Raw genomic sequence first — 23,348 nt, 5'->3', positions numbered from 1 at the left:
CTTTCGCGCCTTACGAGAATGCCGCCGTGAACGCGCCTGTGAACACAGCAGCCCTTGTCTGCTGTTTCTTCACAGGGTCGGCCTTGATTGTCATGTAGTCCGGGACTTGTATTATAACAGGTCGGTTGAGCAGTCCCGCAAGCGTCTTTTCGTTTACTGCCGTCGCCGGGCATATCCCCTCGGCGGCGTATTTCTCGGCAACCCTCGCGTCCGCAACGTCCCCGGCCTCCCACGCTATTTCCGTGCCGTGGCCGAGTTCCCCGGTCACGCTCAGTCCGTTGCGCAGAGCCAACGCCCAAACGCCCTCCACCGAGCCTGTCGCCGCCAACGCTATGTCAACGAGGCATTGCCCCTCTCTCGCCGTTGTCTTCATTCCACCGTGATTTTTCCGTTATCACTCACCGTTACCCGGTTCACGGCCACTCCCGCCTCGCGGCACATCTGCCGCGCACGCGCAGCCCACATCCTCCCGGCAAGGCCGTGCTGCATCTTGCGGATCTCCCCGCCGAGCAGCGGGTGTTCCCGCCACTCTCCACGGTTAGCCACAAGAACGTGTTCTATCGTCTGCGCCTCCGTCCCGGCCACGATGCAGCCCCCGCCCTCTATGGCAAGGTCGCCGCAGTTCTCGTATGTCGTAAGTCCGTTCATCGTTTGAAAGGTGTTTGAACGTCGGTTAATAATCGGTTGATTCTATCACATACTCGGTGTCGCTCAACGCCGTTATCTCTATCACCTGCCTGTTAGAGTGCGTCATCTGTTTTGCAGAGAACCCGGTTACGACTATATGGCTTATCCCGAACAGGTCAAGGAACGCCGAGCTCACCTCCAGTGCCTCCGGCCTCTCCATTATCTCCCGCAGCTGCGCCACAGCCCGCTCCGGGTATTGGTCGCATATCCTGCCATCGTCGTCCACGGCGACTATCCCCACGCTTATGCTCAGTTGGTAGTCGCCGTCGGTGATATACTCCTTTATCGTTCCGGCGCGGCCTACAAGCGCGGTCTTCACCACCTCTTTTTGCAGGCTAACGTTCACCGTCGCGTCGTTGATCAGAAGCAGACCCTCTCCCGGAACTTTCACCACCATGTCCGTAAGCGCGGTGCGGCCAAGCCAATAGTCGCCGCTCCCGCTCCACTTCTCCTCGGCCTTGTTGATAGCCGCGCCCCCTCGGTAGTGCCGCCCCCCATCGCGTAGCCTGGCAGCGTCCCGAGCTTGTAGTCCTCGTTTTTCTGCGCGTCCCTCCCTTTGTTAGGTCGCAGCCTGTAAGCGAGTCCCTTTGCCTGTATCGCCACCCCGGACGCTATGAACCGGGCATTGATTATTTCAAACTTGTATTCCTGCATGATCTGTATTATAGAGCGTAGTTTGCATCGTTGACAGCCGAAAGAAGAGCCTCGGCCACCGCATCCTTTATCCTCTCCTTGCTTTCGGAGAGATTGTTGGTCGTTATGGTGAATTTGTCGATAAGGCGGTCAATGGTGATGTTTATATTCTTGACACGGTCGGTCTCTTTCGACGCACTGCCGCCGACACTGCCGAGGGCATTGCCGATTGGTGAACCGCCGCCAAGCCCACCTCCGTTACCGACGGGATCGGAGCTGCCGTTTCCACCGCCGGAAGAATCATCGTCTGGCTGCTCCGGGTGGTCTGCCGCCCAAGAGCGGTCTGCGGCCTCCCTGCCGAGCCGGGCTATCTTGTCGAAGTTGAGTTTGGAGGCTATCCAGTTGTATTTGTCGATGAACCAGTTTATCAGAGCGTAGAACTTATCCCGCACCCAGTCAATGATTTTGCCGAAGAAACCTTTTATGGCGTTGGCTACATTCTTGAAAGCGGTAACGAGCGGCTTGCATATCGCGCTCACCTTCTCGACCACGGCATTGACTACCTTAACGACAAAGTTGCGGATCGCGGCTATGAATGAGCGGATCTTGTTTACCACGGCCATAAAGACGTTGGCGACTTTCTGTGCCATTGACTTTATGCCGTTCCACAGGCCGACGAAAAACGCGGATATTCTTTGCCACAGCCCGGACAGCCATTCCCACAAAGCGGAGAACAGGGCTTTGATGCCCTCCCACGCGGTAAAGACAGCCACGCGGAAGCCGTAGCACTTATCCCAAAGCTGCTGAATTATGGCGATGACTGCGGCAATGGCGGCGGCTATCCACCCGACAATGGGGATGTTCATAATGGCGACACCTATTGAGCGGCACACGTTCTGCGCGAGAACCTTGAATGCGAGCCAATAGCCGCCGGACGCGGTTATGGCTATATTCTGCATCATCAGACCCGCGACAACGTTCCGTATCGAGGAGACAACGCCTGTGAACGCGCCTTTGAAATTCACGCTCCGCAGAAACATGACCGCCTTTGCCGCGCCGTAGATCAGCGGCACGAGTTGGGAGAGCGGCACGAGCGCACCCACCACGACCTGCGTCCATATACCGAGGTCGCCGCAGGAGTTGAATATGGAAATTTTTATGTCGTCGAACTTCGCCTGTACCCGCGCAAGACGCTCGTTGTAGGTCTCCATAATGACCTTGCTCTGCTCCACGGCAGTATTGGTGCCGGATATGGCGGCAGTCCATTGCTCCACCTTTGGAATGCCCTGCACGAGAGCCATTGCTGCTGCGGAGTTCTCTTTGCCGAACAATTTGCTGAAAAGAGCGTCGTCGGCCATTACGGGTTTGAGTACCTGTAGACGCTCGGCAAGAGACTTTGATTTGTCGGTGAGGTCGTTTACACTTATCCCGGCTGCGGCGAGTTCCTCGCGCACATCCTTTGGCAGAAAGCGGCCTTGCGCGAGAGTTGACATGACATTTCGCAGGGCGACACCACCCTCCGAACCTTTCTTGCCCGCCTTGTCAAGAACCTGTATCGCGGCGTTGGTTTCGGCAAAAGATACCCCGGCGGCTTTCGCGGCCATACCGCACTGTTCCAACGCCACCTTGATAGTGGGCAGTTCCGCAGAACCCTCACGTCCGGCAGCGGCCATTATGTTCATCATGTCGGCCATCTGCCGGGAAGCCTCCATCGGGTCTTCAAGCGATACGCCGTATTGGTTCATGGCCGTTGTCAGAACTTCGGCGGCAGCGGTGGTGTCGCCGCCCATCGTCTTTGACAGAATGGCGACGTTGCGTCCCATCGCGTCGAGTGCCGCCGTGTTCTTGGTGAGTTCCGGCGACAGTTGCGACAGCAGCAGTTTGTATGATTCGACCGCGCCGGAGGCCGACACACCGAATTCCCTTGCCGTGGATCGTGCGAAACGCTCCACGGTTTCAAGTTCTCTCCCGGTCGCGCCGGATATGGCCTGTAAGTCCGCGAGCGAGGCGTTAAGTGCCGCGCCGGGAGCGAGTGTCTCGTTGAGAGTTTGGCTCAGATTGCCGACATACTGCGTGAATTGGTTAAGCGCGAGTATCTTCCCCTCGAATGTGTCCCACAGCGACGTGGTCGCACGGAGATTCCGTTGGAGGTTCTCGACACCTCCCGAAATCTCGGCGACCACGGCATTGCAGTTGCCGCTTATGTTGAAAGCGTAATTGAAGTTGTAATTGCTCATTCAAAGGTGGCTTTGCATTATAGGCTGCATTCGGCATCTGCGGGTGAGAATAATTTTGCGAGGATTCTTGCCATGTTTTCAAGACGGAAGTTTTCCAGCCACACGGCCTGTTGGAACAGCATAGCCCACCTTTCGTCGGTGAGTGTCTCCGGGTCTGTCCCGAAGTTGGCGCGGATCAAGGCGCACCCTTTCGCTATCTCTCCAGGGTCGTCGTCCTCCACGCCCCCGGAGAGTTGGTGCGCCTCTACAAGTTTTTTAGCTTAGACACGCACTTCCCGAAGATGTTCTGCAGTTCCCCGGTCGCCTGCATCTTGTAGACCGCATCGCTCTTCATCAGAGGCGACCCGCCGAGCCAGCAGTTGTCAAACAGAACCTCGGCGGCTCTCACCTCGTTCTGCTTGGCCGTGGCCGAGAAAGCCTGCATCGTCTTCATGTCCGGGCGGTGGAAATAGCCTCGGTGCAGCTCCTCGAAGTCGGTGTCGGCCACCTCTACCTCCACCACGCGGCCATGCTTCCCTTTCCACGTGGCTATCTGCTCCTCGGTGATGTCGCCGTTTACTACTGTGAAATTCTCTGTGTTGATGTCGATTGTCTTGTTATCCATATCGGTTTGAGATTGTTGTTTCTGAAAAAGTTCGTGTTTCGGGTTTCACACTCCGGGTTTCCGGCTTAAACGCCGTCGGGCTTGCCGTATTCGACGCTGCCGGGGAGCAGTTCGAGTTCCACCTGCTGGTTCATGTCCCCCTCTTTCCAGTCGCGTTTGTTTTCCGTGAACTGGCAGTTGCGGATCTTGTCGATGACAATGATGCCGTTGGGGGGAAGATAGGCCACCTCGATGTCGAAAGGCGCGATGTCCTGCATTCGCCCGGTCGGGGAGGTGCGCGAAATCGCCACAACCTCGCTCATGTAGAGCGTGATTTTCGCCGAGGGGGTTATGCGTCCGTAGCTGCGGCTTACCGGGTGTCTCCCCGCGCCGTAGTTGTTCTGCATGTCCTGTTTGTCGCCGTAGGCTATCGCGGTGATCCCGGTTACGACGATGCCGTTTATGCAGGTCTTGATGTTGCCCCACGAATATTCCTCGCCGTTGATAAGCGGGATTCCGTTATAGGCCGCGTCCAATGTGTTCATTCTTTTGTCGCGTTAATGGTTATACACTTGTGGCGTAACCTATTTCAAGGTCGAGGTTGCGCATAACTCCCACGGCCACGTTCTTTATCACTCCCCGCACACGCGAGGTGGCGAGTATGTTCTGGTCGGGGTCTATGTCGAAGCGGTAGCCGCTCAGCTCCCCGGCCTTTGCCATCTCCTCCAGTGCCTTGTTGCCTGTGGTGATGAGATGCTCCACCGCCGTGCGCTCCAGTTTCCCGGTGTCCGCGTCCACTTTCATAGGCCGTCCGAGTTTGGGCAGCAGGTAGGTGCGCACACCGCGCACGGCCTTGTCCATCGTGCGCACGTCGTTGATATAGGCGTAGTCGCTTGTAGGAATGTCGAGGGTGTGGTTGTCGTTGAAGAAGCACCCGGCGAGGCCGTCGTAGGTGCGCAGGAAAATGTAGCGCGAGTTGTCGAGCGTTTTTATAACTTCGTCGTCGAGATCGCGCAGTTTCTTGCCGTCGCCGAAAGCGGCCACTGCTATGTTCGTCGGGAACGATTCCACCCACGCGATGCTCTCGTGTACCTTTGCCTTGCTCACCGCGCCGAGTGCGTCGCCGAGTGCCGACACGCTCGCTTTGGCGGCGTTGGCCGCGTCGCGGTAGAGCTCGTCGGCCACTCCCGCGCCGTCCTGTCCGATGATGACCGACACGCCGTTGCGTCCGATCTTTGCGAGGTCTGAGGGGAGCGCGGTAACGTCGGAGACTTTCGGCGCGTAGAGTATCGACAGCGGTTTGTTCTGCGCTTCAAGCGTGGTGCGTACCGATTGCAGGGAGTTGACGAGGGTGTCGCTCAGCTCCACCGCGCCGTTCCACACGCCCACCTGCCGCAGACGGCCTCCGGCATGGTTCTGTATCTGCTTGATTTCCGAAAAGGCGTTTGTTCCGGCGGCGGGCTTGAAGATGCCCACATACAGGCTCACGCCGGGATTCATATTGAATATCGAGGCGAGGGTGTAGTGAAGCACCCTTGTCTCCCATGCCTCCGCGTCGGCGGTGATGCCGTATTTCTCGGCGGTCTCCGGCGATGATATGGCGTGGATGCGCTCTGTTGCGGTGAAGCCGTCCACGCCCTCGGTGGCCGTCGGCAGGGTTGCCGAGTAGAACACGAGGCCGCTTATGTGGTCTTCACCAGCGAGCGAGCGCACGATGTTGCCGTTTGTCCGGGTAATGGTGAGATTCTGCATTATTCGTCGGTGTTGGCGGGTTCGTTGTCGGTATCATTCACTGCCTCCCCGGTCAGTTCGTCCACCTCCGGCTCGGTGTCGGAGGGTGCGGCAGGCTCGGCGGTGTCGGCCTTGCTCTTTGCTGCTGCGGCTTTCAGCGCGGCAGTCCTGCGGTTGGTGGAGTACACCTCGCGGTTGGGCAGGGAGTTGGCGTGGTTCTGCGCGTCGTTGCGGGTGTAGAACGCCGTGCCGTCAGAGGTTACGTGTACCTCGTTTATGTCGGGATTGAGGCGCAGGGTCTCCTCGGCTATCCTGGCGGCGGCTTTCGCGGCCACCGTCGCCGTGGATTTTTCTGTTTCTTTTGTCTTTTTTGCCATTGTCGTATGGTGTTTAATGTCTGTTTGAACGGTGTTTGATAATTATGGCGATGACAGCGAGCGATACGAGGGACAGGGCTATCGACACCCAAACGAGGGTTTTGTCCGCGCCTTTCTCCTCCCGGCTTTCGGCCTCGCTCTCCCCGGACGTTTCGGCCTCGATGTCGGTCTGCGTGGCCTCGTCCGTCCGTGAGTGAGCCTCGCATTCGGTGGCGGTGCTGTCGCTCTTGGCGGTCTCCACCTTTGCCCGGCTGTCGCTCTGGCTCCTGGTCTCGTGACGCTCCCGGATGCGGGCTGACAGCGGCGGGGTGCCTGTGACGCTGTCCGGCGGCTGCGTCGTGTCGAATATCTCGGTCACGCGCTCGGTGGCCTCGTCCCTTGTCTCCTCGCGTTGAAGCCATGCCGCGAGCCATTCATTCAGAAGCCGCTCCGTGCGCATCGCCGCGCTGTCCTGCAGGTGGGTCTCGCCCGATGTCGTTTCTGACTGCGACGAGTGCGTTTGTGACCGCTGCTCCGACATCGCTTTTCTTGGCGCGGCGCAGCTCATGGCTGACAGGACAATCGTCAGCGTGAGGACATGAATTGATTTTTTCAATCGCATTGGTGAGGGTGTCTACTTTTTCCTGTAACTGAATCATATCCTTGCGCAGCGGCTCGACCACAAGTTCCATAATCATCTCTATGGCCTTTTTGTCGTTGTCGAGTTCACGCCCGCGCACGTCGGCGAGCGTCTTTTTCACCTCGGCGCGGAGCTGCTCCACTTCTGCCTTGTGCTTGGAGCGCAGGAATATGGCCGTGAGTAATGCCGAGAGCGGCGCGGTGATGATCGCCACCGCTGCGGCAAGGATCGTTTCAGTCATTCAGCGTTATTGTGTTATGCCGATTTCTTTGAGCCATGCGGCAACGTCGAAACTCGGACAGGCTTTCATCCACTCGTAAGGCTCTATCACGCCGTTGCCGTTGAGGTCGGGTGACAGGTCGCGGTGACCGATGATTTTTACATTAGGGTGCTTGGCGTGGAAGTCGCGCACGTATTTTGCCATTGCGCTTTTCTGCGCCGCCGTGCGGGAGTCTTTGGGGTTCATGTTTTTGTCGCAGCCTCCGGCATAGACTACGTGGCGGCTCACTGCATTGTAGCCTTTCGCGCCGTTGGTGATTTCCCACGGATCAACGAAGTTGTCCTCGTTGTTGTCGACTATACGCTCCACCGTGCCGTCGAGCCGGATTATATCGGTATAGCCGGGTTTGCTCCACCCGCGACCGCCCGCCGATTTGGGAGAGGTGTGCATCCGTCGTATGTCGGCGGCTGTCACGTCGCGTCCCTCCGGGGTGGCGGTGCAGTGCAGAACGAGATATTTCAGCGTTTGTTTCATACCTGGTTATGCTTTCGGTGCGCTCACTATCGCGCCGAGACCCTCGGCCTTTGTCGGCAGACAGATTGTGTAGGTGCGCATGGAGAAAAGGTTTTCCTGTGTAGTGGGGTTGGCTGCGGCCTCCTGCAGATAGGTCTTCGTCGAGCCGTTGGCTTTCATGGCGCGTTTGAGCGAGAATGCGACGGAGCATTGGCGGTCTGTGGCTGCCGGGACTGCGCCGTAGGCCAGTTTCTTCTTCGTGGAGGTGTTGTAGTGGGGACATGCGTCATACTCGTACACCTCGAAGCCGTACATGCGGTTTATCGCGCCGCTGTCGTAGTTGTAATACTGCGAGGCGAATTTCTGATCCTGCTCCAGCAGGTCGACCACATGGTCGGCGCACAGCACGAGGATGCGCCCCTCGGCGGGTATCCTGGCCTTGTCGAAAGCCTTTTTGAGCGCGATGATGTCGCGGCGCGTCAGTCGCTTGCGGTCGCCGTCAACCTCGCCTGTGGTGAGCAGCACCGGGGTCTTGGCCGTGTTCTCGGCGGGTGCGAGAGAGTGGATTGCGCGGCTGAAACGCACCTCGTCGAATGCCTCTTTGTGGCGTTCTATCACTGAGGCCATCTTGTCATGGCCGAGCGCGTGAAGCTCGTCGTCGGTGATGCGGGTGGGCTTGCTCTGGTATTTGTCGAGGCGCACGGCGATGTCGCCGTCTTCGAGCGTCTCGACCTCCAGCGGATAGGAGGTGTTGTTCACAAGCACTTCGGGATCTACTCCCACATCCACCATGTGGATAACGTCCTTTTCCACATATTGGTCGTAGCTGCGGATCTTGTTATACCACCCGATTGCGGCGGCTGCGGTGCGGAATGCCTTTACAAGCTCGCCTGTCCACGCTTCGGGATAAAGCCCGGCGCGGAGCGCGTTGGCGGGTGCGAGACCGCCTATGAGCGACGTGCCTACCGCAACGCCGTTGAGCGTCAATGCTCCGGCGAGCGGCGAGACACCCACGGCCACACCGAGGGTCGCGCCCATTGCGGAGGTCAGCGCAACTCCGATAATCATGCCCATAAGGGCGAGAAGAAATCTTTTCATTCGTCTTTTGTTGATTGAAAATGTTTGTTGAGTTGATGTCAGTTGAATTTGGGTGCGAAACCGAAATACTCCTTGTAGAGCCGGGCATACTCCTCGCGGTTATTGTCGCGCAGGTCGGCAAGCTGTTCGGGGGTTGCCTTGTCCCATGTAAGGGTCGCGGTGGGGGCTGTGCCGCCTCCGGCGGGACGCACGAGGTCGAGGGGCTTCTGTGCGGGCTGCATGTCGTCAAGGAGCGTGTTGAGGGTGTCAAGGCCGACGTTTTTGCCCAGCACGATGTATTTCTCTTTCTTGTCAGGGGTGAGGCGTTTTTCCTTGATTGCCGTGTCTACCGCGTCGGTGATGCGGGCGAGGGTCATAGCGGCCTTGTCTTCCTGTAATTTTGTGATTGCGGCCACTGCTTCGTCCTCGGTGGCGTTGGGCGCGAGGCCGAGTTTCAAAAGGATCTTTTCCATGTTCTTTTTGATGTTGTTATTTGGGGGTTGTTCTGTCTTTTCTTCGTGTACGGTGAGGTTCAGAAGCGGCAGGTGGTCGCTTTCCTCCCCGGCGGCGAGGGTGAGCAGTTTCCCCTCGTGATATAGGCCGACCTGCAGCGCATCGTCATTCGCGCCTATATCCACCACCGACACCTCTATGAGTTTGCTTTTGGTTACGGTCGGGCGCGTCTGTCCGGCCACAAGAAGCGTGGGGTCTTCGCTCCATTCCATGATGTCAAGCCCGGCGGAGAGCATACGCAGCGTGCCGCGCTCCCATTTCTTCGAGATGTTGCGCTCGTCCTCGGTGTCGTCGTCGAATTTAGGCGTGCCGTAGAGCGTATCCCCCTCCACGCGCACATTCTCCATGATCCCTATCGGCATATCCTCCTTGCGCCCGCGTCGGTGCATATACAGGAGTACCGGGTTCTTTTGGTATTGCGTGAGGTCTATGCCCTCGGTCAGTACCCTTGCGCCGTAACTGTTGAGGCGCGGGGTCGATATGATTGCTTCTTTCGGCATTGGCGTGATAATGATGAAAAAATGTCGGCGCGGCTTGTGTGGCACTTCACTGTGTGAAAACCCTGTGCCGCCGCGCCGACGGATCGCAAAAGGGGGTTGTGGCGGAGGCGGGACTTGAACCCGCGACCTCAAGGGAATGAACCTTGCGAGCTACCCGGCTGCTCTACTCCGCGATGTCGTTTTACGGTGCAAAGTTGGGGAGGGTTTACTGCCCTGCAAAACAGAGTGTAAAAACTTTACACTCTATTTTCTCGCGCCGTCCGTTTGTCGCAATTTTGCACCGTAAAATCAACATTGATACAACCCGAAAACATCATTTATTATGAATGGCAAACAAGGTTTCAACAGATAAAAAGGAGTTCGCCGAGGCTCTTTTCATGCAGGGTATGCCGCAAAACTCTATCGCCGAGAAAGTCGGCGTGTCGGCCAATACCGTAGGCAAGTGGGTAAAGGACGGCTGCTGGGGTGAGAAACGCGCTGCGATGTCTATTACCCGCAAAAGTCTGCAGAATGAACTGCTCTCGGCCATAAAGGACAAGATAGAGGAACTGCGAGACCTCGACATCTCCAAGTCCGCGACGGTCGTCGATCAGCTCGTGAAACTCTCGGCCACTATCGAGCGTCTCGACAAGGAGGCTTCCGCTGTCGATTTCATCGAGTGCTTCATGGCTTTTGGCCGTTGGCTCGAATACCAGGCGGAGACAGACCTGGAGATTACGCCGGAGTTCCGTAAACTTGTCAACAAGTATCAGAACAAGTATATACTTGAAATGCTCAGCAGCAAATTGTAGCGTATGGCAAGGAACACCGCACAGAACCGCAAGGAGGCGATCGAGCAGTGGAAGCAATGGTGCGAGACCGTGCAGACGCGCTCTGTCGTGTCTGTCCGCGAGACCCCGGCGCAAAAGGAGAAACGCATCGCGTATCTCCTCGCCGACTATGGCCGCTTCTTTTCTTACTATCTCGCGCACTACTGCGACGACGAGGAGACAGGGAAGCATACCGACTGCGCACCGTTTCAGATAAAGGCGGCGCACACGCTCCGCGACCATCCTACAATCCAATATGCCGCGCAGTGGGCGCGAGGCCACGCGAAGTCCGTCCATTTCGATGTCGGCATTCCCATGTATCTCAAAGCCCTCAAAAAACTGCACCTCATGGTGCTTGTCGGCAAGAGCAAGGACAATGCCGAGACGCTCCTCGGCGACATACAGGCGGAGTTCGAGTTCAACCAACGCTATATATCCGACTTCGGGGTGCAGAAAGTTACAGGGTCGTGGGAGACAGGAAAGTTCGTAACCGCCGACGGTCGCGCTTTCTTCGCTCGCGGTCGCGGCCAGTCGCCGCGTGGTCTCCGTTACAAGAAGTACCGCCCGGACTATATCGTGATAGATGACCTCGACGACGACGAACTTGTAAACAACCCCGACCGCGTGGCGCGGCTCACAAAGTGGGTAAAAGAAGCCCTGTTCGGCACGCTCGACGGTGGCCGTGGCCGTTTCTGTATGGTCGGCAACCTTATAGGCAAAAACTCTGTCCTCGCCAATTTCATGGCCTCCGACGGTGTCGTGGTCTCTAAGGTGAATGCCATTGACAAAAACGGCAAACCCGCGTGGGCTGCTAAGTGGTCTATCGAGGAGATACGTGCCGAGGAGCGGTTCATGGGTTATATATCGTTCCAACGCGAGAAGATGAACAACCCCATTACCGAGGGCAGCATCTTCCGCAACGATTGGATACGTTGGTGTCGCCCGCTGCCTCTCGCCAAGTACGATTATCTCGTGTGCTACTGCGACCCCTCGTTCAAGTCCACCACCCGCAACGACTACAAGGCCATTAAACTGTGGGGCAAGACAGGCACGGATCTCCATTGCCTCGCGGCTTTCGTCCGCCAATGCTCCGTGGCCGAGATGGTGGGTTGGTTCTATGACCTCCACGAGAAGATTGTAAAGGCCAACGCCGTATGCTCCTATTATATAGAGGCCAATTTCCTTCAGCAGATTCTCCTTGACGAGTTCGTGCGCGAGGGCAACGAAAGAGGCTATCAGCTCCCGATTTTCGGCGACACGCGCAAGAAGCCCGACAAGTTCCAACGCATAGAGGCCATTTCCCCGCTGTGGGAACACGGCCACGTCTATTATAACGTGCGCATGAAGAATGATCCCGATATGCGCACAGGCATAGACCAGACGCTCTCCTGTGAGCGTGGTATGTCGGGACACGACGACGGCCCGGATGCCGACGAGGGAGCGATTTTCATTCTGCAGGGGCTTACCCGGCAGCAGAGGTTCAAGCCCTCCGTGGGTCGCCGCAAAGCCCCTAAAAATTCATGGTAACAATTCAACACTTCTCCTATATGAAATTATTCCGCAACATCAGAACCTACTTCCGTGCGGTCGTTTTCGACTGCCGTCTGCGCCATTGCCGACGCGAGGCCGACCGCCGACGCGCCGTCTCCGGGCAGAAGCATCTTGTCATTAACCTTAACGGTCGCCCTGTGGTCGTGAGCAAGCAGCATATCAAGCGGCTTGTGCGCGAGGGTGTCTACCGCAAAGGAGTTACCGCCGCAGACATAGAGGCCATCGCGATTTACAGAACCGTCTAATCCCTGCTCCGATGTCTTTTCTTACCAACGACGATTACCGGGTAGTTACCTGCCCGTCCGACCTTGAAATTATCTGCCAGTCCTCCGAGGATATACGCCGACAGGCCGAGCGCACGGCTATGGAGGAAGTCGCCGGATATGTCCGCACCAGATATGACATAGACGCGGCCTATTCAAAGACCGACATTCAGCGTAACCCCCTGCTCGTGCAGCTCACTGTATCAATCGCGCTGTGGTGGCTCGGCCAATGGTTGCCCGGCATGTTGGGAAGCGAGATGCGACAGACGCTTTACGACAATGCCATATCCCGCTTAAAGGATATTCAGAAAGGCAATTTTACGCCGGAGTTCCCCGAATATCCCGACGGCGGCGACCCGGACAGCGGCCTCGGAGGTAATCCGATGCGTTACGGCAGCATGAAGAAGAACGGCTATGACTGGTGATTTGTAAACCACTGTTTAATCAGCATTTGAACGATGTTAAAACTCTGTGCGAAAATAGAGATTAAGGGTGATAAGACGTGGGTCTTTGAGAAAATCACGGCTTGCGAGATCGTGCGCGACAGCGAGGCTCTCACCATCACCTGCAAGCTCATTCTCCCCCGAAAGGTAAAATGGAAAGGCGAGACCTCAAACCCCATAAAGCGCGGCGACAAAATCTCCGTGTGGCTTGGCTATGATGACAACCTCCAACTCGCCTTTACAGGATATGTGCTGCGCAAGGGTTTCAAAGCCCCGATTGAGATTTTCTGCGAGGACGAGATGTTTATGCTCAAACAGACCCCCTGCGTGAAGAAGTCCTACAAGAACGTAGATATTCATACGCTGCTCAAAGAACAGGGCTTGCCATACGACATAAAGGTTCTCGGCGAGCAGAACATCGGGCAGTACCGCGTGAATTTTGAGAACGTGGCCGAGTTGCTCGCTCACCTCAAAGAGAACAACATCCGCACTTTCTTCCGTCTTGAAGACGGCAAGCCTGTCCTTTATTGCGGTGTGCTTTTCGACCACGGCAACGAGATGCGGCAGGTATTCGCCACAGGGGTAAACATCATTTCGGACAGCAGCCTTGACGAGCAGAGAGCCGAGGACGTGAAAATTAAGCTGAGAGTGGTTAGCCTACAACCCGACAACAAAAAGAAAATCAAGGTGGAGATTGGCGATCCGGACGGAGAAAAACGCACCCTGCACTGTTACGGTAAGACCGAGGCCGAGGCAAAGGCGTGGGGTGAGCAGGAGTTGGAGCGTCTCAAACGCGACGGCCTTACCGGGTCTTTTCAGACTTTCGGTCATGTGCTGCTTGATGTCCTCGACGTGATAGGCATTAAGATCGACGGTGAGCGCAAGGGCAAGTACCAAGTCCATAAGAATACCATAACATACGGCAGCTCCGGCTTCCGGCAGGACATTACCCTCGGCGCGAGGGCGGCAGAGTGATGGATATTAGAAACGCGATAAGACAGCTTGCCCTGTCCGGCTCTGAAATGTATCTCACCGTCTGCACCGTGGACGCGGTGGACGAAGATGCCCGGACTATCGACTGCACTCCCATTAACGAGGGTGCGCCGCTCCTCGCCGTGAATTTACAGGCGGATCAGAATCAGACGGTCGGCCTCGTGTCGTTCCCGGCAGTCGGTTCTGAAGTCGTGGTGGGTTTCCTCAATCCCGCCGTGGCCGTAGTGGTGCTTGCGATGGAAATAACAAAGTCTGTTATCACCATCGGCGACACCGAGGCTACCGTCGAGGACAATTCCGTGGTGTTGAAAACCCGGAAAGGCTCGGCCACGCTCACCGCCGACAACCTCAAAATAGACATAGACGGAACGACCCTTGAAATGAAGAAAGGCGTGTCGGTATGGAACGGCGGCAGCGAGACAACGGCAAACGCCACCGAACTGCAGAAGCAGCTTAACATCTGCAAGGCGAGAATCGACGCTATCATTAACGCGCTCAAATCCTCGGCTGTCGCTCCACAGGACGGCGGAGCGACCTACAAGGCCAATATTTCCACCGCGCTCTCCGGCCTCACTTCCGAGGATTATTCAAACATGATTGACGACAAGATTAAACACTGATAAAATGGCAAAAAACAGATACGCCTCGCAGAGGTCGCTCGAATCAATACGCCTCGCCGCTCGCCGCAACAACGAGCGCGGCGGCAGCATGAAGAAGCGAAAAAGCCTCGTGATGATGCTCAACCAACAGACGCAGAGCCTCACCAAACAGGACGTTGCCCGGTGGCGGCGGGCGTGGGCTATGGCTCTAAACATAGAGAACCCCAAGCGCGGAGCGTTGTATTCCATCTATACCGACGCGCTTATTGATATGCACCTCACAGGCTGCTTCACTCAACGCTACCACAAGACGCTGCTCAAAGCCTTTGTACTTACGGACGATGCGGGCAACGAGAACGAGGACGCGGCGAAAATCTTTGAGAGCAAGTGGTTCTACCATTTCCTGCTCAATGCTCTTGAATCTATCGCGTGGGGGCATTCCCTTATCCAGTTGGGCGACGTGATTACCGACGCTAACGGCGTGATGAAGTTCTCCGACGTGGAACTGGTGCCGCGAGACCACGTATGCCCGGAGTATGGTGTGCTGCTCCGCGACCGCTCCGATTCCCCGCAGCAGGGCATTCCGTACCGTGAGGGTGCGTTGGCCGACTGGTGCGTGGAGGTCGGCGAGAGCCGCAACCTCGGTCTGTTGCTGAAATGCGCTCCCCACGCGTTATCCAAAAAGAACATGACCTCCTATTGGGACGTGTTCGGCGAGATTTTCGGTATGCCTATGCGTGTGGGAACTACCACCTCGCAGAACCCCGCCGACCGCAAGCAGATTGAGGTGATGCTCGAGGAGATGGGCGCGGCGGGATGGGCGTTGTTCCCGGAGGGTACGACAATAGACATAAAGGAATCTTCGCGTGGCGACGCTTACAATGTCTATGACAAGCGCATTGACCGCGCCAACTCCGAGATGTCAAAAGGCGTGGTCGGCCAGACCATGACCGTTGATGACGGTTCCTCAAAATCGCAGTCCGAGACGCATCTTGAAGTGTTTGAAAACCTATGTGCCGCAGATGCCAAACTGATTGCATACGTTATCAATGACGACCTTATTCCGAAGATGATCCGCCTCGGTTTCCCTCTTGCCGGGCTTACGTTCAAGTGGGACGATGCGGCCACATACTCACCGGCGGAGCAGCGCGAACTGGAACGTATGCTCTTGCAGTTCTTCGACATCGACCCGCAGTATTTCACTGAAAAATACAAAATCCCGATTCTCGGCGTAAAACAGTCTTCCGGCTCTTTTTTCGAGTAGGGGGTGAGGATTCCGAAAAACAGGAGGCCAAGCCCCGAGACAGACAAAAAGAAAAAGCCGACCATTACCGCCTGTTTAATCAAGCGTTAACCACCCTTTACGAGCCGCAGGTGCTTGCCCTCGCCGGAGGTGTCGGACGTGTGGAGTTCAACCGTGATGTGTTCGACCGCGCCGTGCGCGAGGTCTTCGCTCGTGGCGGCTTCTCCCCGGATATGCTTGCCGACCCCGCCGTGCGACCGCTCGTCGAGGAGACGTACAACGCGCTTAACCGCGCCGTCGATACGGCCATCAATACCGAGACCCCGCCGGAACTGACCGCCGCGCTCCAAAACAACGCTTTCATATTCTCCGGCTTCAAGACCTACCATTCACTCTCGGAGGTCGGCCTTGCGCTCACCGATGCGGACGGCCATGTGAAGCCTTTCGACACGTTCCGCAAGGACGTGGAGGCCATTGATGCCCGGTATAACACCAACTATCTCTATGCCGAGTATAACCATGCCGTCCACACCTCGCAGATGGCCGTTAAATGGCACGATTTCGTGGCCGACGGCGACCGCTACAACCTGCAATACCGTACCGCAGGGGATGAAAGGGTGCGCTCGGAACACGCCGCGCTCGACAATATCACGCTCCCGCCGTCTGACCCGTTTTGGCGCGACTATCTGCCGCCGAATGGTTGGAATTGCCGCTGCGACGTGGATCAGGTGCTGCGCGATGATTACCCGATGTCCGACCCGGAGACGGCCAAAGCCGCCGGGGACGCTTGCACCGATGAGCCGAAAGCCCGGATGTTCCGTTACAATGCCGGACGCGAGATGACACTGTTCCCCAAGAAACATCCATATCTCCCCAAGGGGTGCGGCTCTTGCGACGGTCGCCTCAATCTTGCTTACGACCCCAAGCGTGAACAGTGCCGGGTCTGCCGTGTCGTTCACGAGCAGCAGCGCAGGGTCGAGGCAAAGCGGCTCTATGACCGTCTTTCAAAGGACAGCAAGTATCGGGGTGTGGAGTATGACCCGGTGTCCGGCGGCATGACCGCCGCCCATGTGGGACACAATACCACATCCAATAATGCACAGGTTCTGCGGTGGGGCATGACAGGCGCGGATCTTGAAAATGAGGTGCAGCGGCTTCTGTTCCAAAGCGGCCATTCGGCTATCCTCTGCGACGAGAGCAAGAAGAAAAAGGGTCGGACGCTCCCGGCTCTTGATATGCAGCTCGACGGCGTGATGATGGATATTCGCTCTATAACATCGAAAAAAAGGCATTATGGCTCTGCGCTCCGGGATAAGAACAAGCAGCTTGCGAGATATAATGCCCGCTCTGATGTCCGTATTGCCGCCGATACCGTGTGCCTCTATTTCCACGACGGCAGTATGTACCATCCAAGCAAAATTACCAACGGCGTTAAATGGCTTAAACGGCAGACACGACATTTACAGGTAAAGCATATTGTCTGTGTGGTGCGAAAGGAGGACGGCTCGGCAGATATTCGCCTACATGATGTATAGGCATAAAAAAAGCCCGCAGCGCGGGCAGGTTGCCGCCTCCTCGAAAGAACCCACAGCGGCCTCCTATGGGATTGCAAAGATAGACATTCTTTTTCATACAACAAAATAAACCCCAACACTTTCAACAAAATGGACGAAAAAATAACAGTTACAGCCGAGTTCTCGCAGACCGATGTCGCCGCAGCCCTTATGTGTCTCGGCGAGGAATTGACCCCGGAAAGATGGGAGCAGGTCAAGGCCGCTCCCTCAAAGATAGATTTTCAGAAGATAGAGGACAAGTCCGACCGTATGCAGGTCAAACTCGGCCTTATCTCCCTGCTGTTTCTGAATCTCGCCGATTAGATCCGCGCCGCCATGCCACGCAACATTTACGACGATATTCTGAGCGATGCCCGCGTGAAGCTCACGGAGCTGTTCAAGGACAATTTCCGGCAGCAGGGTTTCTTCGGCGAGAAGTGGGTGGCGACAAAGGCGAGCAAGACAAACAAACGCGGACGCGGCTCTATCCTTATCGTTACCGGGGCGATGCGACGCTCCATCCGTTCGATGATCCGGGGAATGGCCGTGGTCTTCACCTCCGACCGACCATATACAGCCCTGCACAACGAGGGCGGCAATTTCGCCGTTACCGTCCGCTCCCACTCGCGCACGTCTAAGAAGACCGGGAACACATACACCGTGCGCTCACATTCCCGGCAGATGAATATGCCGCAACGCCAGTTCATAGGCGACCACGAAAAGGTGCAGCAAGCCCTCGGCGACATTGTTTTCAAACGGCTGCAGGAGTTCTCGCAACGCCTTGCCGATGACTTTAACCGACATTGATATGAGATTACGCATTTTTACCGATTTAGAGGCGCGTCTGTCGCGTGTCCGTCTCGTGGATGACAAATATATCTACTGCCGACCTAAACGCGACCCTGACGCAAAATTACCGGGAGTTCCGGCCATTAACCATGTCGGCCTGTGGAACGAGAATACGGCACGTCTCACGCAGATGCGTCCGTTCAACCCGCCGGGAATCTTCGTGGAGTTTCTCCCGGTGCTGTGGTCGCCGCTCTCTCGCGGTGCGGTGCATGGCGATATGACTGTGAGGCTGCATTTCGTAACGGCCACGCTCGCGCAGACCGACACGCCTTACCGCGACGAGGCTCTGTGCCGCTTCCGGCTGATCCGCGCCGTCAAACTCGCCTTGAACGGCTTTTCGGGTGGCGCGGATGAACAGGGACGCAGTTTCTCGCAGTTCCAATATTCCGGCTCGGACACCGACCATAACCATGAGCAGATATGCGAGGATTTGGAGGAGTGGCGAACCCACTGCATAGACTGTTCGGCCTCCGTCGATGACGGCTACATTCTCACACCGCGCAATGTTACCCTTGACACAGGCGACATCTTCGCCGACGCTTTCTCCGAGGAGATGGTATAGACACAACACCGCCCGCAGTTTCGGTTCTGCGGGCGGTGTCGCTTTCATTCCCCCATGTCTATGTCGTCGAACAGGGAGGGCTGTGTGTCGCGGGGCTTGTCGGAGAATCCCTCCAGCCCACGCCGAAGATAGCTGAGGAACGTGTGGTAACACATCGGATAGACAGGGTACACAAAATGCCTCCACACCTGTTTGTAGCATTTCGCAAGGTTGCCCTCCTCGTAATGCTCGCGGGTGATGTCGCAGACGTGCTGTATGCGCAGGAGTGTATTTTTGTGAGGTTTTGTCGCCATGTTAAGAATTTAACCGCTATCTTTGCAACACGTTCCACGGTGTTGCCCGTTGTCAAGCGATTTATCCTTGCGGCGGGCGCGCTTCTTTTCATGGCCTTGCTTTCTTTTTGTCGTAAGGCTCGACCGTTACGAACCCCTCGATATGTTTACTCACTAATCCCGAACCGCCGCATACCGGGCAGATTTCTTTATGTCTGCCTGTGTGGTTTCCGGCTTTGTCGAATTCCTCGACTATCGCCATACCCTCGGCCTTGCAGTTGCGGCACACCTCTATGGTGTCGCGGGCAAACTCCGTGCGCTTTCCCATAAGGCTATCCCTCCGATTTGGGTTCTACAAAGAATGTCTCGTCCTGCACCACGTCGATGCAGCAGGCTTCCATCACTACCTTGCACTCGTCAAGGTCGCGCTCGGCAAGGAGTTTGTCCTTTGCCACCTCCTCGACCATGCGCACGTAGTTCTTGCCTTTGATTTTGAGCAGTTCGAGAATCCCTGCCCACGTCATGCCCTTGCGGGCTTTCAGCTTGGGATTGCCTGTGCGGAAGCCGAGGATGCCGTGCGTGGTCTCCATGCTCTTGCGCTTGGTGAACAGTTCCTCGCGGTTCTCTACCGCGAACACCTGCATTTTCTCGAATGCGGCCTTTTTCTCCGCGTCGAGTTCGGCCAGTCGGTCGGCGTAGTCCTCGCGGATTTCCACGAGTTTGCCGTCCATTTCGGCGGTGAGTGATCGCTGCTTTGCGTCGGCGTCGGCGTATGCTCTGAAAGCGTCCTCCATCGCCTCGCGACTTACGCCGCTGATGATTGTTTTCTTTTCTCTTTTTGCCATTTGTCTGTTGTTTTAATGGTGATTAAATGATGGGTGATTATCTCTTTGATATTTTGATTTGTCCGGCGCGGAACGAGTTGATTCTATCCTTGCGCTCTTTATCGTTTTTTGCGCTGAAATACATTGCTTTGTAAGCATTGCATACTGCTTCGAATCGCTCTTTATCCATTTCCGTCGTTTTTCGTGTTTAGAGGATTGTTTTGCAGCTCTGTCACGAGAGCGTTAGCCATTTTTACAGCGACTTCCGCAACTTCCGCATAGGTAGGTCTGTCGCTTTCCCGGTTGGTAAGATACTGCCCCATGCAGTAGGTTGCCACATTTTGGGCTGCGTCCATGCGGTAGCGTTCCCAGTCTACTTTGTTCTGATCTGCCATTTTGCGGTTCATCGCTATCACCGCGTCCATGTATTGTTTTTCAATAACTGTCATCATCTTTTATATTTTTAGGTATGATAGAATGTGCTTTATTACCTCGACCGTCCAACCGTTGCCCAACATTTTGTACTGTTGCGTCGCAGAGCATTCCCACATGTACCATTCGGGGATTGTCTGCAACCTTGCGCACTCTGTGGGGGTCATGCGGCGCAGTATGTCGCCGGGCAGTATCACTATCGGCGCGTGGCCGGGACGTGATGAACATAGTGCCGGAGAGATTCCGTCTGCTGAGTAGACCCGGTTCTGCTGATACGGCTGCTTGCCGCCGCTCTCCGTAGAGGGATTTACCTGCCTTACCATGCGACGGCAGACTATATTGTTCTGTTCCCAGGCATTCGCGGTCAAGGTGGGGGATTTTTCGGTGTAGACCGTGCAGCCTTTATCGCCACGTGGCCGTTGTAGGATTATATCCATGTCGGAATGATTGCCGCACCCATGCCCTCCGACTGTGAGGCAGGAGGCTTTCAATTGGTCGCGTTTGACATATCCGCGTCGGTCTATTTTCACAATGTCATACATCTCTTTTCCGCCGACCCTCACGGCAATGCTTTTGTCGGCGGGTGTCTTGATGGTAAGGCCGAACCCCCTGCCGTTTCTCTCGTTGCGTTCCTTGTGGGCTATGAGGTTGCGCAGCACTTTATCCGTGATATGGTATTTTTCGTCCACCTCGTCCTCCAATATGTCGGCGAGATACAGGCCACGGTCGGCGGGTTGTGGTATGTCGGTGTAACTCTCAAAGAGATTTACAGGAGCGGTGCGTATGTTGCTCCAATACAACCTCACGCGGTTCTGCGCCGATACAAGCGCGGAGTTTATGACTACAGGACGGAGACCGCCGAGGTGTCTTGTTATAATATCCTCACTTGTCCGCTTCATTCTCACGTTTTCAAGCAGAAATTTTGTCGTGGGAGCGGCTTGGCGCAGTATGCGGTGAAATTCAAAGAACAGAGCGGAGCGCGGGTCGTCGAAATTCAGTTGCTTGCCCGCCATGCTGAAACCTTGACAGGGTGATCTGGCAAGTATCAAGTCTATTTTCGGGAGCGAGCGGAGATCCACACCGCGCACGTCTCCCAACTGGATTGTGCCGGGGAAGTTGAGCCGCGTCTGCGCGATGCAGAACTTGTCTATCTCGGAGGCATAGTATGCGTCCACCGAGATTCCGAGTTCCCGCAGGGCTATCTGCCCGCAGCTCATTCCGTCAAATAGACTTAATACTGTCATACCCATATCAGTTCAGAAGATTGTTGTCCGCACCGAACCGTGCCGTGTATGCTATCTTTCCGACCACCTCGTTCACACTCTTTGCATCTTTCTGTTTGCGCAGGAACATGTTGTAGATGGTGGTGAGCCGTTCAAGAGAGATTTTGTTGAAATTGTCGGTCTTTGCCGCTTGACACGCCACGCCTTTTATGTAGTTTATCCCCTCGTCGCCTTTGCCGATCATGCGCAGCCAACCTCCGATGGCCGCTATCACGCGCTTGCGCATCTTGTCTGTTTTAGCATCCTCCGGGTTCAGTATCTCGTTGAGGTGGTCGCAGAGTTCCAAGAGTTCCGCGTTTGTAAGATCCTTGCTGCTCTCCACGCCGTAGCCGGATATAAGAGCCAGTTTCATGTCCGCGTCCATGTTGAGCCGGGCGCAGAGCGTGTGGAATTTTTTAAGCAGCCACTTCTGCTGTTGTGCCGTAACTGTTGCCATAATATCTCGTTTTTATTGGTTGGTCTCCTTGTCTATTATTTGAGCGTAGTATTTGGCCGCACCCTCCGGCCATATCACAAACTCCTCGCCGCCTCCCTCCGCGGTGGCAAAGCGGGTCGTGGGGTATGCCTTGAAACCCTCCACGCGGATCTTCACCTCGGCCAGTTTGCGGACGTGCCGCGCCACCGCCGGATAGGGCTTGCCGTTTTCCTCGTGGGCGATGAAGATGAAAAGTTTGTCGGGGAATTCGTCCATAAGCGAGGCAAAGGTGCTGCGCGTGAATCCCACGAGCGCGGTTATGGAATCTATCACCACCACCTGCGGGCTTTTGCGCTTGCGCAGCCTCTCGCGCAGAGCGGGTATCTGCTCCTTTGAGTAGACCACTACCTTGTTGCCGACATCGGCCATGTTCGCGTCTATCCATGAGTTCTTGAATGAGAGCGACAGCCCTTGCTCTATGGTGTCGTAGGCGGCTTTATCCACAAACCGGGTCAGATAGGCAAGAAGCGAGAGCGCGAAGTGGGTCTTGCCGCTGCCGCTCTCCCCGAAGATGATCCATGCGCCGCGCAGCTCCGGCTTTCCGAATGTGGCGAGCCACTCCCCGGTGAAGTCGGCGACATTGAAATTCGCGTCGCACACGTTGCGGTTGCTTAATGCCTTTGCCATTGTTCAATCAGCGTTTGACCGTGGTTTAACCCTCGGCTGATTTCAGTTTGAGGGCGCACACAAGGCGTTTTACGCGCCGCAGGTCATTGTCGGCATCGTCAATGATACGTTCTATCTCCCGGCGGTCTTCAAGGCCGTTGGCGGTGCATACGGCCTTTATGTCGCCCCGGTTCACAACAGGCATCGGTATGAATTTGCGGCCTATACGTGAGTATATCTCCTTGTAGCCTTTGCGGTTGTTCACCACTCCGCGCTCTATCCGCTTTTTGAGGTATTGCGTGGCGCAGAGGACGATTCCCACGGTATCTTCCAGTTTGTTGTATATGGTGATGAAGAAGTGCAGCACTTGGTCGGAGAGTTTGTCGGCCTCGTCCAACACTATCAGAACCCCCTCGCGGCGTTTGAGCTGCCGTATGGCCTCGCGCATCATGTCGGCCACCGTCGAGCCGCCGGGTTCTGTGCCGAGGCTCTGCAGCAGCTCTCCGAGGAACTCCTTGCGGTTCCAATATTCGGAGCAGCTCAGCGCGATCACGTTCCTGTTGCCTCCGGCATATACCTTTATCGCCTGACTTTTGCCGCAGCCCGCGTCGCCTGTTACGGCCATCACGAGCGAGTGCCGCTGCGCGTCGGTCAATACCTGCGTCATGCGCCTGTAACCCTCGGTCTCTATCACGACCCAGTTGCGCGGGTCATAGCCGATTTGGTTGCCTACCGTGCGCCACATGTCGTCGGAGATTAGATCCCAGTTGCCGTTGAGTATCTGGCTCACGGTGGCCGCGCTCACGCCACGCAGGGATTTGGCGGCAGCGTTTTGGCTCTCCTTGCTGTCTACATACGTCCGCAGTTTGGCGGCTATGGCTTCTTTTTCTGTCTGTTTCAT

The 23,348-nt window shown here is 56.1% G+C and carries 33 protein-coding genes and 1 tRNA gene; 11 read left to right on the top strand and 23 right to left on the bottom strand.

The annotated features are described in order from the left end of the window. Nucleotides 1-10: 10 nt before the first annotated feature. The 15 genes from E7745_RS12560 to E7745_RS12490 all read right to left on the bottom strand — a co-directional run bounded on the left by E7745_RS12560 (nucleotide 11) and on the right by E7745_RS12490 (nucleotide 9,863). Nucleotides 11-373 (bottom strand): hypothetical protein, encoded by a 363-nt coding sequence (locus E7745_RS12560; RefSeq protein WP_136408970.1) that lies wholly within the window; start codon nucleotides 371-373, stop codon nucleotides 11-13. Continuing rightward, on the bottom strand, nucleotides 370-648 hold the full coding sequence (locus tag E7745_RS12555; RefSeq protein ID WP_136408969.1) for a hypothetical protein: 279 nt from the start codon (nucleotides 646-648) through the stop codon (nucleotides 370-372). Before E7745_RS12555 ends, E7745_RS12560 begins: the two co-directional genes overlap by 4 nt. A gap of 25 nt (nucleotides 649-673) precedes the next feature. Then, nucleotides 674-1,084, bottom strand: a complete 411-nt coding sequence (locus tag E7745_RS12550; RefSeq protein ID WP_136408968.1) for a DUF6046 domain-containing protein — start codon at nucleotides 1,082-1,084, stop codon at nucleotides 674-676. Nucleotides 1,085-1,349: 265 nt separating this feature from the next. Next, complete coding sequence (locus tag E7745_RS12545; RefSeq protein ID WP_136408967.1) at nucleotides 1,350-3,557, bottom strand: phage tail tape measure protein; 2,208 nt, start codon at nucleotides 3,555-3,557, stop codon at nucleotides 1,350-1,352. Nucleotides 3,558-3,574: 17 nt separating this feature from the next. Then, a complete protein-coding gene (locus E7745_RS12540; RefSeq protein WP_104403993.1) occupies nucleotides 3,575-3,778 on the bottom strand; it encodes a hypothetical protein in 204 nt (67 codons plus the stop codon). Nucleotides 3,779-3,801: 23 nt separating this feature from the next. Further along, the gene (locus E7745_RS12535; RefSeq protein WP_136408966.1) at nucleotides 3,802-4,161 is read right to left on the bottom strand and encodes a hypothetical protein; all 360 of its coding nucleotides are present in this window, start codon (nucleotides 4,159-4,161) and stop codon (nucleotides 3,802-3,804) included. Between the two features lie 65 nt (nucleotides 4,162-4,226). Further along, nucleotides 4,227-4,685 carry a hypothetical protein gene (locus E7745_RS12530; RefSeq protein ID WP_136408965.1) on the bottom strand — a complete coding sequence of 153 codons (459 nt, stop codon included), beginning with the start codon at nucleotides 4,683-4,685 and terminating at the stop codon, nucleotides 4,227-4,229. A gap of 19 nt (nucleotides 4,686-4,704) precedes the next feature. Further along, nucleotides 4,705-5,892 (bottom strand): DUF2586 family protein, encoded by a 1,188-nt coding sequence (locus E7745_RS12525; protein ID WP_136408964.1) that lies wholly within the window; start codon nucleotides 5,890-5,892, stop codon nucleotides 4,705-4,707. Next, complete coding sequence (locus E7745_RS12520) at nucleotides 5,892-6,248, bottom strand: hypothetical protein (protein WP_136408963.1); 357 nt, start codon at nucleotides 6,246-6,248, stop codon at nucleotides 5,892-5,894. Before E7745_RS12520 ends, E7745_RS12525 begins: the two co-directional genes overlap by 1 nt. Nucleotides 6,249-6,261: 13 nt before the next feature. After that, the gene (locus tag E7745_RS14900; RefSeq protein WP_168182136.1) at nucleotides 6,262-6,687 is read right to left on the bottom strand and encodes a hypothetical protein; all 426 of its coding nucleotides are present in this window, start codon (nucleotides 6,685-6,687) and stop codon (nucleotides 6,262-6,264) included. Next, nucleotides 6,662-7,108, bottom strand: coding sequence for a hypothetical protein (locus E7745_RS12510; protein WP_136408961.1), 447 nt, complete (start codon nucleotides 7,106-7,108; stop codon nucleotides 6,662-6,664). Before E7745_RS12510 ends, E7745_RS14900 begins: the two co-directional genes overlap by 26 nt. Before the next feature lie 6 nt (nucleotides 7,109-7,114). After that, complete coding sequence (locus E7745_RS12505; protein WP_136408960.1) at nucleotides 7,115-7,621, bottom strand: N-acetylmuramoyl-L-alanine amidase; 507 nt, start codon at nucleotides 7,619-7,621, stop codon at nucleotides 7,115-7,117. Between the two features lie 6 nt (nucleotides 7,622-7,627). Further along, on the bottom strand, nucleotides 7,628-8,698 hold the full coding sequence (locus tag E7745_RS12500) for a hypothetical protein (protein ID WP_240740317.1): 1,071 nt from the start codon (nucleotides 8,696-8,698) through the stop codon (nucleotides 7,628-7,630). 38 nt (nucleotides 8,699-8,736) lie between these two features. Continuing rightward, nucleotides 8,737-9,690 (bottom strand): HK97 family phage prohead protease, encoded by a 954-nt coding sequence (locus E7745_RS12495; protein ID WP_136408958.1) that lies wholly within the window; start codon nucleotides 9,688-9,690, stop codon nucleotides 8,737-8,739. A gap of 99 nt (nucleotides 9,691-9,789) precedes the next feature. Then, nucleotides 9,790-9,863: transfer RNA gene (locus E7745_RS12490), tRNA-Met, on the bottom strand. Nucleotides 9,864-10,016: 153 nt separating this feature from the next. On the opposite strand from E7745_RS12490, the gene E7745_RS12485 reads away from it, so the two are divergent. The 11 genes from E7745_RS12485 to E7745_RS12435 all read left to right on the top strand — a co-directional run bounded on the left by E7745_RS12485 (nucleotide 10,017) and on the right by E7745_RS12435 (nucleotide 18,555). Then, nucleotides 10,017-10,481, top strand: a complete 465-nt coding sequence (locus E7745_RS12485; RefSeq protein ID WP_136408957.1) for a terminase — start codon at nucleotides 10,017-10,019, stop codon at nucleotides 10,479-10,481. A 3-nt stretch (nucleotides 10,482-10,484) separates the two neighbouring features. After that, complete coding sequence (locus tag E7745_RS12480) at nucleotides 10,485-12,026, top strand: hypothetical protein (protein ID WP_136408956.1); 1,542 nt, start codon at nucleotides 10,485-10,487, stop codon at nucleotides 12,024-12,026. A gap of 20 nt (nucleotides 12,027-12,046) precedes the next feature. Next, nucleotides 12,047-12,295, top strand: coding sequence for a hypothetical protein (locus E7745_RS12475; protein WP_239654418.1), 249 nt, complete (start codon nucleotides 12,047-12,049; stop codon nucleotides 12,293-12,295). An 11-nt stretch (nucleotides 12,296-12,306) separates the two neighbouring features. Then, nucleotides 12,307-12,738 (top strand): phage protein Gp36 family protein, encoded by a 432-nt coding sequence (locus E7745_RS12470; RefSeq protein ID WP_136408955.1) that lies wholly within the window; start codon nucleotides 12,307-12,309, stop codon nucleotides 12,736-12,738. Between the two features lie 33 nt (nucleotides 12,739-12,771). Further along, nucleotides 12,772-13,731, top strand: coding sequence for a hypothetical protein (locus E7745_RS12465; protein WP_136408954.1), 960 nt, complete (start codon nucleotides 12,772-12,774; stop codon nucleotides 13,729-13,731). Then, a complete protein-coding gene (locus tag E7745_RS12460) occupies nucleotides 13,731-14,369 on the top strand; it encodes a hypothetical protein (RefSeq protein WP_136408953.1) in 639 nt (212 codons plus the stop codon). Before E7745_RS12465 ends, E7745_RS12460 begins: the two co-directional genes overlap by 1 nt. 4 nt (nucleotides 14,370-14,373) lie before the next feature. Then, on the top strand, nucleotides 14,374-15,612 hold the full coding sequence (locus E7745_RS12455) for a DUF935 family protein (RefSeq protein ID WP_136408952.1): 1,239 nt from the start codon (nucleotides 14,374-14,376) through the stop codon (nucleotides 15,610-15,612). Between the two features lie 110 nt (nucleotides 15,613-15,722). Continuing rightward, nucleotides 15,723-17,126, top strand: a complete 1,404-nt coding sequence (locus tag E7745_RS12450) for a phage minor head protein (RefSeq protein WP_240740316.1) — start codon at nucleotides 15,723-15,725, stop codon at nucleotides 17,124-17,126. A 129-nt stretch (nucleotides 17,127-17,255) separates the two neighbouring features. Further along, nucleotides 17,256-17,468: a hypothetical protein gene (locus tag E7745_RS12445; protein ID WP_104403612.1), complete on the top strand. Its 213-nt coding sequence runs from the start codon at nucleotides 17,256-17,258 to the stop codon at nucleotides 17,466-17,468. Between the two features lie 12 nt (nucleotides 17,469-17,480). Next, the gene (locus tag E7745_RS12440) at nucleotides 17,481-17,951 is read left to right on the top strand and encodes a phage virion morphogenesis protein (protein ID WP_104403613.1); all 471 of its coding nucleotides are present in this window, start codon (nucleotides 17,481-17,483) and stop codon (nucleotides 17,949-17,951) included. Nucleotide 17,952: 1 nt separating this feature from the next. Further along, on the top strand, nucleotides 17,953-18,555 hold the full coding sequence (locus tag E7745_RS12435) for a hypothetical protein (protein WP_136408951.1): 603 nt from the start codon (nucleotides 17,953-17,955) through the stop codon (nucleotides 18,553-18,555). 44 nt (nucleotides 18,556-18,599) lie between these two features. Here E7745_RS12435 and E7745_RS12430 read toward each other — a convergent pair whose 3' ends face one another. The 8 genes from E7745_RS12430 to E7745_RS12395 form a co-directional block, all read right to left on the bottom strand. Further along, nucleotides 18,600-18,848: a hypothetical protein gene (locus E7745_RS12430; protein WP_104403615.1), complete on the bottom strand. Its 249-nt coding sequence runs from the start codon at nucleotides 18,846-18,848 to the stop codon at nucleotides 18,600-18,602. A gap of 88 nt (nucleotides 18,849-18,936) precedes the next feature. Continuing rightward, entirely contained in the window at nucleotides 18,937-19,155 is a 219-nt protein-coding gene (locus E7745_RS12425; protein ID WP_104403616.1) for a hypothetical protein, read from the bottom strand. A 4-nt stretch (nucleotides 19,156-19,159) separates the two neighbouring features. Then, a complete protein-coding gene (locus tag E7745_RS12420; protein ID WP_136408950.1) occupies nucleotides 19,160-19,672 on the bottom strand; it encodes a host-nuclease inhibitor Gam family protein in 513 nt (170 codons plus the stop codon). A 161-nt stretch (nucleotides 19,673-19,833) separates the two neighbouring features. Next, nucleotides 19,834-20,103, bottom strand: coding sequence for a hypothetical protein (locus E7745_RS12415; RefSeq protein ID WP_136408949.1), 270 nt, complete (start codon nucleotides 20,101-20,103; stop codon nucleotides 19,834-19,836). Nucleotides 20,104-20,106: 3 nt separating this feature from the next. Further along, nucleotides 20,107-21,327, bottom strand: coding sequence for a DNA (cytosine-5-)-methyltransferase (dcm, locus tag E7745_RS12410; protein ID WP_168182134.1), 1,221 nt, complete (start codon nucleotides 21,325-21,327; stop codon nucleotides 20,107-20,109). A 7-nt stretch (nucleotides 21,328-21,334) separates the two neighbouring features. After that, nucleotides 21,335-21,802 carry a hypothetical protein gene (locus E7745_RS12405; RefSeq protein WP_136408947.1) on the bottom strand — a complete coding sequence of 156 codons (468 nt, stop codon included), beginning with the start codon at nucleotides 21,800-21,802 and terminating at the stop codon, nucleotides 21,335-21,337. 12 nt (nucleotides 21,803-21,814) lie between these two features. Beyond that, on the bottom strand, nucleotides 21,815-22,468 hold the full coding sequence (locus tag E7745_RS12400; RefSeq protein WP_136408946.1) for an ATP-binding protein: 654 nt from the start codon (nucleotides 22,466-22,468) through the stop codon (nucleotides 21,815-21,817). Between the two features lie 25 nt (nucleotides 22,469-22,493). Further along, on the bottom strand, nucleotides 22,494-23,348 hold the full coding sequence (locus tag E7745_RS12395) for an ATP-binding protein (protein ID WP_136408945.1): 855 nt from the start codon (nucleotides 23,346-23,348) through the stop codon (nucleotides 22,494-22,496).

Source organism: Duncaniella sp. C9 (assembly GCF_004803935.1).
GTDB classification, from domain to species: domain Bacteria; phylum Bacteroidota; class Bacteroidia; order Bacteroidales; family Muribaculaceae; genus Duncaniella; species Duncaniella muris.
Note: the sequence above shows the minus strand (reverse complement) of the source record. Positions and strands in the feature narration are given on the sequence as shown.

What these genes read in the sequence shown, in the direction of transcription:
- E7745_RS12560 (WP_136408970.1), bottom strand. Translation starts at nt 373, where the DNA reads ATGAAGACAACGGCGAGAGAGGGGCAATGCCTCGTTGACATAGCGTTG.
- E7745_RS12555 (WP_136408969.1), bottom strand. Translation starts at nt 648, where the DNA reads ATGAACGGACTTACGACATACGAGAACTGCGGCGACCTTGCCATAGAG.
- E7745_RS12550 (WP_136408968.1), bottom strand. Translation starts at nt 1,084, where the DNA reads ATGGTGGTGAAAGTTCCGGGAGAGGGTCTGCTTCTGATCAACGACGCG.
- E7745_RS12545 (WP_136408967.1), bottom strand. Translation starts at nt 3,557, where the DNA reads ATGAGCAATTACAACTTCAATTACGCTTTCAACATAAGCGGCAACTGC.
- E7745_RS12535 (WP_136408966.1), bottom strand. Translation starts at nt 4,161, where the DNA reads ATGGATAACAAGACAATCGACATCAACACAGAGAATTTCACAGTAGTA.
- E7745_RS12530 (WP_136408965.1), bottom strand. Translation starts at nt 4,685, where the DNA reads ATGAACACATTGGACGCGGCCTATAACGGAATCCCGCTTATCAACGGC.
- E7745_RS12525 (WP_136408964.1), bottom strand. Translation starts at nt 5,892, where the DNA reads ATGCAGAATCTCACCATTACCCGGACAAACGGCAACATCGTGCGCTCG.
- E7745_RS12520 (WP_136408963.1), bottom strand. Translation starts at nt 6,248, where the DNA reads ATGGCAAAAAAGACAAAAGAAACAGAAAAATCCACGGCGACGGTGGCC.
- E7745_RS14900 (WP_168182136.1), bottom strand. Translation starts at nt 6,687, where the DNA reads ATGCGCACGGAGCGGCTTCTGAATGAATGGCTCGCGGCATGGCTTCAA.
- E7745_RS12510 (WP_136408961.1), bottom strand. Translation starts at nt 7,108, where the DNA reads ATGACTGAAACGATCCTTGCCGCAGCGGTGGCGATCATCACCGCGCCG.
- E7745_RS12505 (WP_136408960.1), bottom strand. Translation starts at nt 7,621, where the DNA reads ATGAAACAAACGCTGAAATATCTCGTTCTGCACTGCACCGCCACCCCG.
- E7745_RS12500 (WP_240740317.1), bottom strand. Translation starts at nt 8,698, where the DNA reads ATGAAAAGATTTCTTCTCGCCCTTATGGGCATGATTATCGGAGTTGCG.
- E7745_RS12495 (WP_136408958.1), bottom strand. Translation starts at nt 9,690, where the DNA reads ATGCCGAAAGAAGCAATCATATCGACCCCGCGCCTCAACAGTTACGGC.
- E7745_RS12485 (WP_136408957.1), top strand. Translation starts at nt 10,017, where the DNA reads ATGGCAAACAAGGTTTCAACAGATAAAAAGGAGTTCGCCGAGGCTCTT.
- E7745_RS12480 (WP_136408956.1), top strand. Translation starts at nt 10,485, where the DNA reads ATGGCAAGGAACACCGCACAGAACCGCAAGGAGGCGATCGAGCAGTGG.
- E7745_RS12475 (WP_239654418.1), top strand. Translation starts at nt 12,047, where the DNA reads ATGAAATTATTCCGCAACATCAGAACCTACTTCCGTGCGGTCGTTTTC.
- E7745_RS12470 (WP_136408955.1), top strand. Translation starts at nt 12,307, where the DNA reads ATGTCTTTTCTTACCAACGACGATTACCGGGTAGTTACCTGCCCGTCC.
- E7745_RS12465 (WP_136408954.1), top strand. Translation starts at nt 12,772, where the DNA reads ATGTTAAAACTCTGTGCGAAAATAGAGATTAAGGGTGATAAGACGTGG.
- E7745_RS12460 (WP_136408953.1), top strand. Translation starts at nt 13,731, where the DNA reads ATGGATATTAGAAACGCGATAAGACAGCTTGCCCTGTCCGGCTCTGAA.
- E7745_RS12455 (WP_136408952.1), top strand. Translation starts at nt 14,374, where the DNA reads ATGGCAAAAAACAGATACGCCTCGCAGAGGTCGCTCGAATCAATACGC.
- E7745_RS12445 (WP_104403612.1), top strand. Translation starts at nt 17,256, where the DNA reads ATGGACGAAAAAATAACAGTTACAGCCGAGTTCTCGCAGACCGATGTC.
- E7745_RS12440 (WP_104403613.1), top strand. Translation starts at nt 17,481, where the DNA reads ATGCCACGCAACATTTACGACGATATTCTGAGCGATGCCCGCGTGAAG.
- E7745_RS12435 (WP_136408951.1), top strand. Translation starts at nt 17,953, where the DNA reads ATGAGATTACGCATTTTTACCGATTTAGAGGCGCGTCTGTCGCGTGTC.
- E7745_RS12430 (WP_104403615.1), bottom strand. Translation starts at nt 18,848, where the DNA reads ATGGCGACAAAACCTCACAAAAATACACTCCTGCGCATACAGCACGTC.
- E7745_RS12425 (WP_104403616.1), bottom strand. Translation starts at nt 19,155, where the DNA reads ATGGGAAAGCGCACGGAGTTTGCCCGCGACACCATAGAGGTGTGCCGC.
- E7745_RS12420 (WP_136408950.1), bottom strand. Translation starts at nt 19,672, where the DNA reads ATGGCAAAAAGAGAAAAGAAAACAATCATCAGCGGCGTAAGTCGCGAG.
- E7745_RS12415 (WP_136408949.1), bottom strand. Translation starts at nt 20,103, where the DNA reads ATGATGACAGTTATTGAAAAACAATACATGGACGCGGTGATAGCGATG.
- dcm (WP_168182134.1), bottom strand. Translation starts at nt 21,327, where the DNA reads ATGACAGTATTAAGTCTATTTGACGGAATGAGCTGCGGGCAGATAGCC.
- E7745_RS12405 (WP_136408947.1), bottom strand. Translation starts at nt 21,802, where the DNA reads ATGGCAACAGTTACGGCACAACAGCAGAAGTGGCTGCTTAAAAAATTC.
- E7745_RS12400 (WP_136408946.1), bottom strand. Translation starts at nt 22,468, where the DNA reads ATGGCAAAGGCATTAAGCAACCGCAACGTGTGCGACGCGAATTTCAAT.
- E7745_RS12395 (WP_136408945.1), bottom strand. Translation starts at nt 23,348, where the DNA reads ATGAAACAGACAGAAAAAGAAGCCATAGCCGCCAAACTGCGGACGTAT.